8 protein-coding genes are annotated in these 13,063 nt (G+C 70.4%); all 8 read right to left on the reverse strand.

Going from position 1 to position 13,063, the window contains the following annotated elements; genetic code table 11:
- Positions 1–39: 39 nt before the first annotated feature.
- Genes tagR through LJF27_RS16010 form a run of 8 tightly spaced genes read right to left on the reverse strand, consistent with a single transcriptional unit; the run spans position 40 to position 13,057 of the window.
- Entirely contained in the window at positions 40–1,752 is a 1,713-nt protein-coding gene (tagR, locus tag LJF27_RS15975; protein WP_003106615.1) for a type VI secretion system-associated regulator TagR, read from the reverse strand.
- Positions 1,745–2,944, reverse strand: a complete 1,200-nt coding sequence (tagS, locus tag LJF27_RS15980) for a type IV secretion associated ABC transporter permease TagS (protein WP_003083634.1) — start codon at positions 2,942–2,944, stop codon at positions 1,745–1,747. Before tagS ends, tagR begins: the two co-directional genes overlap by 8 nt.
- Positions 2,944–3,663, reverse strand: a complete 720-nt coding sequence (tagT, locus tag LJF27_RS15985; protein ID WP_023117263.1) for a type IV secretion associated ABC transporter ATP-binding protein TagT — start codon at positions 3,661–3,663, stop codon at positions 2,944–2,946. Before tagT ends, tagS begins: the two co-directional genes overlap by 1 nt.
- The gene (gene ppkA / locus LJF27_RS15990) at positions 3,660–6,758 is read right to left on the reverse strand and encodes a serine/threonine protein kinase PpkA (RefSeq protein ID WP_229601854.1); all 3,099 of its coding nucleotides are present in this window, start codon (positions 6,756–6,758) and stop codon (positions 3,660–3,662) included. Before ppkA ends, tagT begins: the two co-directional genes overlap by 4 nt.
- Before the next feature lie 7 nt (positions 6,759–6,765).
- A complete protein-coding gene (gene pppA, locus LJF27_RS15995) occupies positions 6,766–7,494 on the reverse strand; it encodes a serine/threonine phosphatase PppA (RefSeq protein WP_003106965.1) in 729 nt (242 codons plus the stop codon).
- 9 nt (positions 7,495–7,503) lie between these two features.
- Positions 7,504–8,184, reverse strand: coding sequence for a type VI secretion system-associated protein TagF (gene tagF, locus LJF27_RS16000; RefSeq protein WP_003106966.1), 681 nt, complete (start codon positions 8,182–8,184; stop codon positions 7,504–7,506).
- Positions 8,181–11,711 (reverse strand): type VI secretion system membrane subunit TssM, encoded by a 3,531-nt coding sequence (gene tssM / locus LJF27_RS16005; RefSeq protein ID WP_003106968.1) that lies wholly within the window; start codon positions 11,709–11,711, stop codon positions 8,181–8,183. The genes tagF and tssM overlap by 4 nt, the downstream gene beginning before the upstream one ends.
- Entirely contained in the window at positions 11,708–13,057 is a 1,350-nt protein-coding gene (locus LJF27_RS16010) for a DotU family type VI secretion system protein (protein ID WP_003115051.1), read from the reverse strand. The genes tssM and LJF27_RS16010 overlap by 4 nt, the downstream gene beginning before the upstream one ends.
- Positions 13,058–13,063 lie beyond the last annotated feature (6 nt).

Consider the following 13,063-nt stretch of genomic DNA (forward strand, 5'->3'; position numbering starts at 1 on the left):
GAACCGCCCGGCTGCCGAGAGGGGCCGGACGGAACTCCTTCAACGCCCGCTGGACGCGAGCAATTCCTTCAATACCGCCTCCGGCTCGGCCCGGTGCTGCTGGCGATAATCTCCGACGTGTTTGACGAACAGGGTCGCGCGCTTGACCAGGCTCTTGCCCAGAACCGGGTTGCGATTGAGTTCTTCCTGGATGCGCTGGAACTGCGCCTGGATCACCGCGTCGGTGTAACGGGTGCCGGTGGCGAGGTTGTCGATGTAGATGGCCAATGCGCCATCGAGGGCGCTGCGCCCGTTGGCGATGGCGCCGGCATAGAGCTGGGCGGTCGCCTGATCCCTGGCTGCCACGGCTTTCTCCCTGTCCTTCTTGAGGTTGGTCAGGCGTATGTTGTAGTTGTTGATCGTCTCGGCGACCAGTGCCGCCGACTGTATCAGGTTTCCGGCGGCCTCTTCGCGCTGCCGGGCGATCAACGAAACGTTACGCTTGAGTTCCTCGTTTATCTGGGCCAACTGCGCCTGCATCTGCGGGTCGCGGGTGGCGGCAATGATTCCGTCCAATTGCTTGGTGGGATCTTGAGCGTCATCGATGGCATCGGTCAATGCCGCTAGTCGGCCTTCCTTCTGCCATTGGGCGAACAGCTCGGGATAGCGCGAGCGCGGCGCGGACAGCGCGCCGATGGCGACACGGAAACCGGTGGTCTCGTTGCGCTGTTCGCTGCCGTCGGCGGCGAACAGCGGGTATTCGCGGCGCATCCCGGTGAATAGAGTCATCTCGCCTTCGAGATAGTTCCCGCCCTTCACCACGAAACCGCCATATGTGCCCTGCCGGCGACCGGCGTGGACCAGTTGGAAGGACTCCTGGACCATCTCCGCGGCATTGCCGATCACGTCGAACAGGCCCAGCGGGTTCGGCCGCTTCATCCCTACCGGCAACAGTCGCGCGGCCTGCCCGGTGCCGCCGGCGACCTGGTTGTACACCGCCCAGTCGCCCAGCGGGCCTTCCTGGTCGCTGCCCTCGACCTTGCGCGGGAACAGCCGGCCTTCCAGTTCCTGGCGGCTTACCGCCTGGCCGCCGCGCGCGGCGAACTCCCACTCGACCTCGGTGGGCAGGCGGACGAAGCCGATGCCGCCGTCCTCGGGATTCTTGCCGCGGCCGCTGACCGGCAGCAGTTCCGGGTGGTTCTTCAGCAGCCAGGCGCTGTACACCGCGCCGAAGCGTTCGGCGTCGAAGCGCGAGAGGTTGACCTTGGGCAGCCGCGCGGCCATCCCGTCCGGCACGTCGCAGGCCGGCGCCTCGCCCTGGCCGGAGAGCGCGGCCGCCTGGCTCATCACCGCGGCGTACTGGCGGGCGGTCACCTCGTACTTGCCGATGAAGTACAGCATCGGCTTCAGCGGGGTGCCGGCGGCAGGCTTCGGCAGGCTGGCGGAGAGCTTCTGCTGCCAGGCCGGTGCCAGGTCGGCGAGGCTGAACTGGCCGTTCACGTAGTCGCGCCGGTAGCCGGAGATGAACGACTGCTGGTAGCCCGCCTCGCCTTCGTTGAAGGCGTAGCCGAGGTTGACCTCGCGATCGTCGAGGGCGCCTTCGGCGAGTACGTAGACATGCCGGAAGACCATCTCGCCGCCACACGGCAGCGGCAGGGCGACGTCGTCGGCCAGCGGCTTGGGATTGTCCGGCGAGTCGCCTTCGGCCCAGGCCGGCGCGGCAAATGCCAGGCAGGCACCGAGGGCGAGCGGAAGAATGGCTTTCTCAAACATCGCGTAATCCCTCTGCGGCTTCGATCCGCGCCGCGCGCCAGCCGCCGCTGGCGGCGGCCAGGACGCTGCACAGCAGCGTGGCGAGCAGCGCCGTCAGGTAGTGGCTGGGCAGCAGGCGGCAGACGAACTCGCCGCTCTGGTTGTCGAACAGGTGGTTCAGCGCGCCGGCCGTGGCGGCGTACAGCAGCCCGGCGAGGAACAGGCCGAAGACGGCGCTGAACAGCGCCAGGAGCATGACGAAGCCGACCAGCGCGGCGGTCGGGAAGCCCAGCAGACGTAGCACCGCCAGGGCGCGGCGCTTGCGTTCGACGGCGGCCAGGCTGCTGGCGGCGATGGCGGCGAAGGCACCGCCGATGGCCAGCGCGGCGACGATCCAGAACACCAGGCCGAGGTTGCGGCTGAGGCTGCGCACCTGGGCGATGGCCTCGGCCTGGGTGGCGACTTCCACGCCACTCGCGACGAAGTGCCGGCGCAGCCCTTCCACCGCATCGAGGTCTCGGGCGTACAGGCGGAAGCCCGGGTAGATGCGTGCGCGCGGGGTCTCGCCGGCCTTCCCCGGCCAGCCGTAGGCGGCCACCGCGCGACCGTCGCGATAGTCCTCGGCGGCTTCCAGCAGGGCCAGCGGGGCGAACAGCGCGTCGCGGGCGAAACGCTCCTGCGGCAGCACCGCGAGCACTTCCAGCTCCAGGCGCTGGCTCTGTGCCTGGCCATCCATGCGCCGGCCGATGCGCGCGACGATGCGCTCGCCAGGCTGGGCGCCGAGTTTTTCCGCGGCGCCGTGGCTGAGCACCACGCGGGTCGGCCGGTCGGGTTGCGGCAGGCCGGCCAGCAGCGGGTCGCCAGCGGCGCTGGGAATCATCTCGACGCTCAGGGCGGTCTCGCCGCCGCCGCTGAGGTCGGCGGTGGCGGCGATCTGCCGGGTGCGCGGCACGGCGAAGGCGACGTCCGCGCGTGCGGCCAGGGCGGCGATGTCCTCGGCACGGTAGCGGGCGCCGCCGACCGGAATGATCTCGCGCACCGAAGGCGCGCGCTCCAGCCGCTCGGTGAGGGTGCTGACCAGGCCGTACTTGAGGCCGAACAGCACCAGCAGCGGGGTGATCACCGCCGCCAGGGCGAAGATCGCGCAGAGCGACAGGCGCGCCTCGCCGCGGTAGTCGGCCCAGGCCAGCGAGAGCAGCAGGCCGGCGCGCATCAGCCAACTTCCTCGAGGCAGGCGCCGACGCTGTCGTCGGCCTCGTGTTGCCAGCGGATGGCCAGGACTTCCAGGCCGGCGGCGCGAGCCAGGCGTTCGTCGTGGGTGGCGACCACGGTGCAGGCGCCGCGCTCGCGGGCCTGCTCCACCAGCAGGCGCATCACCCGTTCGGCGTTCAGCGGGTCGAGCGCCGCGGTCGGCTCGTCGGCCAGCAACAGGCGCGGCGCATGCGCCAGGGCGCGAGCGATGGCGACCCGCTGGCGCTGGCCGACCGACAGCGCCGCCGGTTTCTTGTCCAACTGGTCGCCGATTTCCAGCCGCTCGGCCAGCGCCTGTACGCGCTCGGCGGATGGGGCGCCGAGCAACGCGCAGGGCAGTCCGATGTTGCGCCGCACATCGAGGAACTCGAGCAACCCGCCGCTTTGCAGCACGTAGCCGCAGTGCTGCCGGCGCAGCGCCGCCAAGCGGTCCTGGCGGCCGTCGCGCCAGAGCGCGGCGATGTCCTGCGGGCGTTCCCCGGCGAGGAATTCGAAGCGCCCGCCCGGGTCCGGCGCCAGGGCCAGCGCCAGCAGGTCGAGCAGGGTGCTCTTGCCGCAGCCGCTGGGGCCGACGATGGCCAGCTGGCGACCCGCGCGCAATTCCAGCGCCGGCACCCGCAGGCGGTAGCGCTGGCGACCGGCGCCGTGGCTGCGGGCGACCTCGTGCAGGCGCAGGATCATGGCAGCGTCGACAGCGGCACGCGGTACAGCGCGTCGCCGGCGTCGGCGTCGCCGAATCGGACCCAGTTGGCGACGTCGTTGTGGAAGGTTTCGTAGAGGCGGATCTTCGACTCCAGTTCGTCGATGAAGTCCTGCTGTTCGGCGACGCTCAGCGACAGCCAGAGGTCCTGGGTCATGTTCAGCGACTTGCTGCGGTACGGCAGGCCTTCCAGGTATTCGCCGAGCACGCCGCTCTGCGCCAGGTTGCTGCCCTTCACCAGTTGCGCCGGGTCGCGGCTCATGTAGGCGCTGGCGCTGGCGATTTCCTGGAAGAAGTCCTTGGGCGAGGTCTGGGTGCGCTTGGCCGCGTCGACGATCAGTTTCAGCGACTGTTGCAGTTCGTTGAGTTGCAGCTTGCTCAGCAGCACGCAGACCTGGAACGCCGGCAGCGCCGGGTTGGTCAGGTCACGGTCGGCGGTCCAGGCGGTGACGACCTGCGGCGCGCGCACCGAGTCGCGGCGACCGAGGAATTCCATCTGCATGGCGTAGCCGATGGCCGCCGACTTGCTCGCCACGCTTGGCGCGGCGTCGAAGCGCGGCGCCTGCGGCTTGCGGTTGCCGGCGTCGTGGACCAGGTCGGCGAACACCGTGCCGATCTCCTTCACCGTGTTGCCGAAGGCGTTCACCTCGCCGCCGGCCACCGGGATGTAGAGGTCGGCGATCTTCGGGTTGGCGTCGGCGGTGAGGCTGCGGTACTGCTGCTCGGCGTAGCCGTGGTTGTTCTTCCCGGCCGGGGTGCGCAGGTGCAGGGCATAGATCTTCACGCCCTTGCGCAGCGCCGCCTGGCGGACCTCGGCCTCGTTCATCTGGGTGCGCCCGAGCGGGTCGTTCTTGCGCAGCGCGCCGGCGTCGGTGACCAGCAGCACCACGCGCCCGGCGTAGGGCGACCAGTCCATTTCGTCGACCGCCTGCATGATCCCGGCGAAGGCGTCTTCGTTGAACGAGTGGCTGGAGACGTCGGTGGCGCGCACCTGGCTGCTCAACTCGGCGAAGCGCTGCGCGTCGTTGCCCGGTTGCAGCGGCACCAGGGTCTTGCTGACGTATTCCAGGCCGGGGGTCTTGTCGGTGTTGTTGCGGAAACCGACCAGGCCGAAGCTGACCTTGTCCAGGTCGCCGCGCTCGCCGATCTGCCGCTGCAGGCCGTCGATCACCTCGCGCACGCGGTCGATGTAGGGCTGCATCGACACCGAGGTGTCCACCACCAGGACGATGCCGGTGCGGAAGGTGTCGCTCGCCGCGCCGCTGGCGCCGCCCTGCCCGGCCTGGCCCGGCGCCTGGGGTGCCGCGGCGCTGCCGCCGGGGTCGATCGAGGCGACCTCCAGCAACTGCGCCGGCTGGCCGTCGGCGTCGAAGCTTTCCTTCGAGTCGAAGATCGGCAGCAGGTAGAACTGGTCCTGGGGGATCGCCCGGTCGTTGGGCTCGACCGCGACCACCTGCGGATCGCCCTTGTGATCCACCGCCTGGGTCAGGGTGTCGCGCGCTGCGCGGGTATCGCCGAGCAGGCGCTCGACCTGCTCGGCGCTGTTGAGGAACATCACCGGCGCGCGGCCGGAGCGTTCGGTGAACTTCAGCACCAGGCTCTGCTTCCAGTCGCTCACCGCGCTGGCCGGCAGCCAGCCGTCGCCCTCGCCGTTGCTGGAGGCGCCGACGCGCAGCCAGGGGCTGCCGCCGACCTGCTTGCGGGCGTACACGTAGAGCACCGAGAAGGCCGGCACCGCGCCGGCCCGGGGCGGGCCGCCAGCCTCGGCGGAGATGGCCGCGCCGGGTTTGGTCAGGACGCGCTGGAACAGGGTCTTCTTGCCTGGCATCAGCAGCGGACGCTCGCCGCCGTCCTGTTCGGCATCGGCCACCGGGGTCTGCTGCTGCGGCTTGTCCGCCGGCGTCTGTCCCAGCGGCGCTGGATCGGCAGCGCTCGGCGCGTCGCCCGAGCTCAGCAGCCACCAGGCGCCGCCGCCGATCGCCAGGAGCACGGCGGCCGCGGCGGCGGCGATCAGCGGCGTGCGGCTGCCGCCGGCACGCGGCTTCGCCGGTGGCAGCGGAGGCGGCGGGGGCGATGGCGGTTTCGCCGCTTGCGATGGCGGAGGCGGGGGCGGCGTGGCGCCGCCGGCGCTGGGCGTGACCGGCGGCAACTGGATCGATACCGGTTGCAGGCCGCCGAGGTCGGCGGGCGGCATGGGCGCGGGTTCGGCCGGCGGCGGGTTGCTCGCTCGCGGCGAGCCCTGCGGCGTCGCCAGCGGACGGATCTGGGTGGCTTCCAGGGCGCTCGGCGCCAGGCGGTCGAGGGCGGCGATCAGCGCGCCGGCGGTTGGGAAGCGCTCGGCCGGGTCCTTGGCCAGCAACTGGCGCAGGATGTCCTGGTAGCGGCCCTGTTCGATCGGCAGTTCCGGCAGCGGCTCGGTGAGGTGGGCCAGGGCGGTGGAGAGCGAATCCTTGCCGTTGTAGGGCAGCTTGCCGGTGAGGATCTCGTAGAGCACCACGCCCAGCGCGTAGAGGTCGGCGCGGCCGTCGATCTCCTGCCCGCGGGCCTGCTCCGGGCTCATGTAGCTGGGGGTGCCGACGGCGAAGCCGACCTGGGTGAACTGGGTATTGTCCTCGATCGACTTGGCGATGCCGAAGTCCGAGAGCACCGCGGTGCCGTCGGCGCGGAACAGGATATTGGCCGGCTTCACGTCTCGATGCACCAGGCCCTGGGAGTGCGCGTAGCCGAGCGCGGCGGCCACCTGCCGTACGTAGACCAGGCCCAGCTCGGGATCGAGGCCCTGCTGGATGCGCTCCTTGAGCGTGCCGTTGGGCAGGTATTCCATGGCCATGTAGTAGCAACTGCCGACGTTGCCGATGTCGTGGATGGTCACCGTGTTCGGGTGCGACAGCCGCGCCAGGGTCCGACCTTCGCGCAGGAAGCGTTCGGCGAAGCTCGGGTCGGCGGCCAGCGCCGCGGCCATCACCTTCAGCGCCACCTTGCGCTGCAGCGAGCGCTGGGTGGCCAGGTAGACCGTGGCCATGGCGCCTTCGCCCAGCTCGCGTTCGATGTCGAATCCCGGAAGTTCTATGTCCATGTCCGTCTCAGAAGGCCCTGACCACCAGGGCCGTGATGTTGTCCGGGGCGCCGCGGGTCAGGCCCAGGTGGACCAGGCTGCGGACCACCGCATAGGGATCGCTGTGGCTGAGCACGTCGCGCAGTTCGCTGTCGTCGGCGGTCTTGTTGAGGCCGTCGCTGCAGAGCAGGAAGCTGTCGCCGGGCAGCACGTGCAGCGCGGCTTCCGACAGTTCCAGTTGCTCGTGCACGCCGACCGCGCGGGTGACCACGTTGGCGCGCGGATGGTGGCGCGCCTCTTCCTCGCTGATCAATGCGTTGTCGAGCAGCTCCTGGACGTAGCTGTGGTCCCGCGAGATGGCTTCCAGCACGCCGCCGCGCAGGCGGTACAGGCGGCTGTCGCCGGCCCACAGGCAGCTCGCCTGGTTGCCGCGCGCGGCGAGCAGTACCAGGGTGCTGCCCATCACGCTGACGCCACGCAGGCCGGCCTCCTGGCGAACCCGCTCGTTGACCTGGGCGAGGCCGGTGCGCAACGCGCCGACATAGGCCGGTAGCGAGGAGGCCGCCGGGATGCGCCGCAGGGTATCGACGATCAGGCTGCTGACGAAGTCGCCGGCGGCGTGGCCGCCCATGCCGTCGGCGACCACCCAGAGTCCCGCCTCGGGGGCGTCGAGACTGGCGTCTTCGTTGACCTTGCGGACCATGCCGACGTGGCTGTAGCTGGCCGACCTGTAGTAGCTGACTGAGTTGGGCACCATCAGTTGTCCTTAACCGGGTATGCCGGGAAAGAGCGGGATCACCTCGCCCTCTCCGGTGAGGAATCGTCCGAACGCCGGCGCCGGCGGCAGGCCCTGGTAGCGCATCAGGCCGGCGGAGATCCGTGCCGAGCCGCGTCCCCACCAGTGGCTGGCGCCGTCGCAGGCGTGCTGGGCCAGCGCGGCGAGGCGCTGCGCCGGGGTCACCGCTTCGCTGCGCAGCAGGTTGCCGCTGATCAGCGATTGTTCGATGCGCGGTCCGCAGGGCGGTGCCGGGAGCTGCGCCACCGCCTGCTCGAAGGCCTCGACCTCGGCCTCCGGTTCGAGGGTGGAGAGCAGCAGGCTCTCGACCTGTTCGAACCAGCCGTCGTCGCCGCCGACCAGCCCGCCGAGGTCGGCGTTCGCCGGTAGCAGGCAGGCGACGGTCAGCGGGAAATAGCGACCGACCCGGTCGATGCTCGGCATCACCACTCCGGTCACCGCTTCGCCGCCGAGCAGGCCGGGGGCGATGGCGAAGCGCCACAGCGGGCTGGTCAGGTAGGCGTCGAGCCAGGCCGCGCCGAGCTCGTCCTGGCTGGCGCGCATGCCGCTGGCCAGCCAGGCGTCCCAGGGTTCGACGAAGGTGTTCGGCAGGCCGCGGCTGACGAAATCGCCGCGGCCGGCCAGCTTGCCGTAGAAACCGACGCTGTTCAAAGGCGCTCCGGGAGGCTGAAGCCGGACACGACCCGGCTCTTGAAGGGGTTGAAGGCGCTGCTGGCGCGCAGCTCGCAGGCGATGCTGGAGCCGTCGATGCGCAGCCGCAGGGTGAAGCGGTCCGGCGAGTTGCCGCGTTCCAGGTCCGACTGGTCGAGCAGGCGGAACCAGGCCCAGGGGCCTTCCAGGGTCAGGCCGGAACGGCCGCTGCTGGGCGGCGGCGTCACTGTCAGGCGGACCACGCCGAGGCCGTTGGCGCTCGGCCACTGCATCGCCACTGGGCGGCTGGGGCCGTGGTCGTAGGTCAGCTGCTGGCCGTCGAGGTCGAGGATGAACTGGCTGATCGCCGCGTCCATGGTCACCGGCTTGAGCTCGAAGCGCACCGTCGGTTGCATGCCGCCGGAGCGGAAGAAGGCGTCGCGGATCGCCGCTGCGCGCTGGAAAGTGTGCAGCACGCCGGGGTTGATGCCGAGCTTCTGCGCCGCGCCGGGCTGCCAGCGCCAGGTGCTGGCGGAGGTGTCGACGTAGGGTTGCAGGTACTGGCGGAAGTAGCTGTCCATCACCCCGCCGGCACCGAAGAAGTGGCCGAAGTCTTCCAGGGTGGCGTCGCGCGAACTGCCGGCGGCGATCGGGTAGCGCCCGGCCAGGGACTGCCGGTAGACGCTGACCACGTCGCTGATCCAGGCCGCGTTGAGCTGGTTGCGCACGCTGCCCATCATGCTGCTGGTGGTGGAGTTGACCACGTTCTTCACCAGGCCCTGGACCACCGGCGGCTGGCGCTCGGCGCTGAGGGCCACGCGCGAGGCGGCGGCGGCCACCTGGTTCTTGGCGTCGCCGAGCAGCGAGTCGCCGCTGGCTCCGGCCATGGCGCTGACCTGTACGTAGAGCGCGTTCATGTCCTCCAGCAGGCTGTCGATCGGCGCCGGCTCGTTGCCACCCTCGCCCTTGCTGACCAGGCTGTTGAGTTCGGCGAAGTGGGCGCTGATCGGGTCGCTGTCGACCTGCCGCGGCTGTTCGCGGGCGCCCTCTTCCTCCTGGCCGACCAGCGAGCCGAGGCGCTGCTTGAGCTTGTCCACGGTGCCGTCGGCGGCCTTCTTCACTTGCGCGGCGACCAGCCGGTCGCCCTTCTGCAGGTCGGTCTCGCGGGCCACCGCCTCGAGCAGCTTGCGGAACGGCGACGTCGGTCCGGAGAGAATGCGCAGCACGTCGGCGGCCTGGGTGACATTGGTGATCGGCACCACGGTGAGGTCGGCGAGCAGGTCGTCCCACTGCCGCAGGTAGTCCTGGAAATACAGGCGACGCACGTCGAGGGCCAGGTTGGCGGCGTCGCCGGCATCGTTCAGGTCGCGCCCGAGCACCCACTGTTCCTCGGCGATGGTGCCGGCCTGGCTGAGGCTGGCGGTGAGGAACACCTCGCGATAGCCGCGGTAGGTGAAGAAGCCGCTGAGCGGGTCGGTGAGCGGCTTGCCGCTCTTGCGCGCGAACACCAGCGGCGCGTCGCGGCCGGCGGCGTCGCTGATGCGGAAGTCGGGCACGTCCTTGGGCAGCCTCTGCCGCTTGACCCGGTCGTAGACCCGCTGCGCCACCGGCAGTTGCTGCAACTGGCGGCGCAGGTCCTCGACCAGGTCCTGGTCCAGGCGCGCCGACGGCGGCCGTCGTTCGAGCAACGCGTCGAGGTGCGCGTGCAGCGCCTGGCGCTGTTCCGGCGAGAGGTCGCGCGGCAGGTTGCGTTCCCAGTCGAGGCTGATCCAGGCCTTGATGAAGTCGGCGTCGTAATGGTCCGGGCTGCCGAGCATCAGGTAGGCCTTCAGGCCCTCGTAGAGGAAATCGCTGCTGCCGCCGGAGCGCAACTGTTCCTCGATGCGGGTCACCAGGCGCGGGGCGAACACCGCGATCAGCAGCTTGCGGTAGACGCTGGCGGACTCCTCGCCGAGCATGTCGCCCTGGTACAGCCCGTAGCCTTCGGCCCAGCTCGGCGCGTCGCCGGCGAGATTCTGCACCGCGTTGAGCTGTGGCAGTACGGCCAGGACGTCGCGCTGGGCCGGGCTCAGCGACTCGATGCCGCGCGCCAGCGGGTCGACGCGCTGGTCGACCGCGGCGATGTAGCTCTGATTGGCGCGGTAGCTGGCGATCCATACCGCCGTCACCGCCAGCACCACCAGCGCGGTGGCGCTCAGCGCGCCGATGGTCAGCCACTTGCGGCGGCGCTCGACCTTCGGGTTGGTGCCGACCAGGCCGCGTTCGCCGAACGCCACTTCGCGGAACAGCCGCTCGATGAAGTAGCTGCGCCCGGTTCCGGTCTGCCGCGCCAGGTGCTGGCGGTCGAGGTTCATCGACTGCGCCATGCTGCCGATCAGACGGTCGATCGGACTGCCTTCCTGGGTTCCGCTGGTGAAGTACAGGCCGCGCAACAGCGGGCGTTCCTCGTAGGGGTTGGGCTTGAACACGCCGTTGAGGAACTCGCCGAGGCATTCGCGCAGGGCGGCGAATTGCTGCGGGAAGCCGTAGACCAGGTCGCGCCGCGCCGGGTCGCGCTCCTGCTGCAGGCGTTCCACCAGGCGCGCGGTGAGACGCTGTTCGAGCAGGGCGAATTCGCTGTCGAACACCGCCAGCGGGCCTTCCGCGCTCTTGCCGTCGTCGAGGGCGAAGGTCATCCCCCAGACCTGCGCGCGTTCCTCGCGGTTCAGGCTGTCGAAGAACTCCATGAAGCCCGGCACCAGGTCGAACTTGGTCAGCATCACGTAGATCGGGAAGCGCACCCCGAGCTGCTGGTACAGCTCCTGGATGCGTGCGCGGATCGCCTGGGCATGGGCGGCGCGCTCGGCGTCGCTGCCCAGCAGCAGGTCGGAAAGGCTGATGGCGATGAACGCGCCATCGATGGGGCGGCGCTTGCGCTGGGTCTTGAGCAGGTCGAGGAAGCCCAGCCAGGCGGCCTTGTCCACCTGGGCGTGGCTGTCCTGGGTGGTATAGCGGCCGGCGGTGTCCAGCAGCACCGCTTCGTCGGTGAACCACCAGTCGCAGTTGCGCGTGCCGCCGACCCCGCGGATCGCCCCGGCGCCCATCTGCGCGGCGAGCGGGAAGTCGAGGCCGGAATTCATCAGCGCGGTGGTCTTGCCCGAACCGGGCGGGCCGATGATCACGTACCAGGGCAACTCGTACAGGTTGCGCCGCTCGCTGCCGCCCAACTTGGCCCGCTTGAGCAGGGCCAGGGCCTCGTCCATGCGTTGCTTGAGGGTCGCCAGCTCTTCGGCGGTGGCGACGCTGGCGGCGTCCGGCGCGCTGACCTCGGCGAGACTCTGCATGACCTTCGCCGCGTTGCGCCGGGCCTGCACGATGCGCAGCACGCGGAAGCCGATCCAGACCAGGAACAGCAGGACGATCAGCACCCAGCGGCTGGTCGCCGAGGCCAACGGTTCGTAGTTGCCCAGGCGCAGCAGCGGGCCGAGGAACCAGATGATCAGGCTCAGGGCGAGCAGGCCGAGCACCGGCACCACCCAGCGCGCGAAGAAGTTGAGGAAGCCTTTCATTGCGCGCCCTCCGCGAATACGGTGATTTCCACCCGGCGGTTGCGTGCGCGGCCTTCGGCGCTGGCATTGGTCGCCACCGGCTCGGTGTCGCTGCGCCCTTCGGCGGTGAAGCGGCCGGCGTCGCCGGTGGTCGCGCCGAGCAGGTCGGCGACCTCCTGGGCGCGGGCCTGGGACAGTTTCCAGTTGGACGGGTAGCGCAGCGTGGCGATCGGCCGGTTGTCGCTATGGCCGGTGACCAGCACCTGGCCCTTGACCTTGCGCAGGGCGTCGGCGATGCGCAGCAGCAGCGGCTGGAACTCGTCGCGCACGCTGGCGCTGGCGCTGGCGAACAGCTCGTCGCCGCGGATGGTCACCACCGAGCGGTCGACGGCGTCCTCCACCGCCACCCGCTGGGCCTTGATGTCGTCGGCGAGGAAGCGCGCCAGGCGTGGCCGCTCGATCACCCGCGGCTGCACCGCCGGGCGGTCGATGGCCTGCACCGGGATCTCGCCGATGGCGTGGATGCGCTTGAACACCGGCTCGGCGTCGGCGGCCAGCTTCATCCGCAGGCCGAACAGCAAGGCCAGCAGCAAGGCCAGGCCGATGGCGATACCGACCCACGGCGGCAGGTATTGCGAAAGGCGGTCGCGCATCACGCTGAGGCCGCGCCAGTGCGGCGACAGTTCGTGCTCGTACTCGCCGCGGGTGCTGCGGATCACCGCCGCGGTGCGCTCGCGCAGCGCCTCCAGTTGGCTGCGGCCGTCGTGCATGACCCGGTAGCGGCCTTCGAAGCCGAGGCTGGTGCACAGGTACAGCAGCTCCAGCAGGTGCAGGCGCTGGTGCGGGTTCTGCAGGCAGTGTTCGAGCAACTGGAAGACCTTCTCGCCACCCCAGGCCTCGTTGTGCAGGGTGATCAGCAGGCTCTGCTTGCCCCAGTCGCTGGTGCTGCCCCACGGCGTGCTGAGCACCGCTTCGTCGAGGGCGGTGCAGAGCACGTAGCGCGCCAGCATCACTTCGTCCGGCGCCACGCCGGCCTGGCGTGCCTTCTCCTCGAACTGGCGCAGGTAGCCGAGCAGTTGCGCGCGCAGGCTGGCCGGCGCCGGATGGGCGATGGTGTTGCGCAGGCGGGTGAGCATAGCCAGCAGTGGGCCGGCGGCCTGCTCCAGCGGGTTGAGGCCGTCGCCGCGGCCGCTCAGCGGCGCCAGGCTGGCCATCGGCGGCGGCGTGTAGGGATCGCCGCCGCGGGGGCCGCCGGCCGGTTCCGGGGCGCGGCCGCCGGGACGCGGCATGATCATGGTGCGGTCGTCGGGCGGGCTTCCGTTGCCGCCGCCGGCCGGGGTGCCGAAGGGATCGTCGATGGGAGGCATCGTTGC

The sequence above is a fragment of the Pseudomonas sp. 203-8 genome (assembly GCF_020708595.1).
Classification (GTDB): domain Bacteria; phylum Pseudomonadota; class Gammaproteobacteria; order Pseudomonadales; family Pseudomonadaceae; genus Pseudomonas; species Pseudomonas aeruginosa.

Coding starts and splice junctions, on each gene's coding strand:
- tagR (WP_003106615.1), bottom strand. CDS start 1,752: ATGTTTGAGAAAGCCATTCTTCCGCTCGCCCTCGGTGCCTGCCTGGCA.
- tagS (WP_003083634.1), bottom strand. CDS start 2,944: ATGCGCGCCGGCCTGCTGCTCTCGCTGGCCTGGGCCGACTACCGCGGC.
- tagT (WP_023117263.1), bottom strand. CDS start 3,663: ATGATCCTGCGCCTGCACGAGGTCGCCCGCAGCCACGGCGCCGGTCGC.
- ppkA (WP_229601854.1), bottom strand. CDS start 6,758: ATGGACATAGAACTTCCGGGATTCGACATCGAACGCGAGCTGGGCGAA.
- pppA (WP_003106965.1), bottom strand. CDS start 7,494: ATGGTGCCCAACTCAGTCAGCTACTACAGGTCGGCCAGCTACAGCCAC.
- tssM (WP_003106968.1), bottom strand. CDS start 11,711: ATGAAAGGCTTCCTCAACTTCTTCGCGCGCTGGGTGGTGCCGGTGCTC.
- LJF27_RS16010 (WP_003115051.1), bottom strand. CDS start 13,057: ATGCCTCCCATCGACGATCCCTTCGGCACCCCGGCCGGCGGCGGCAAC.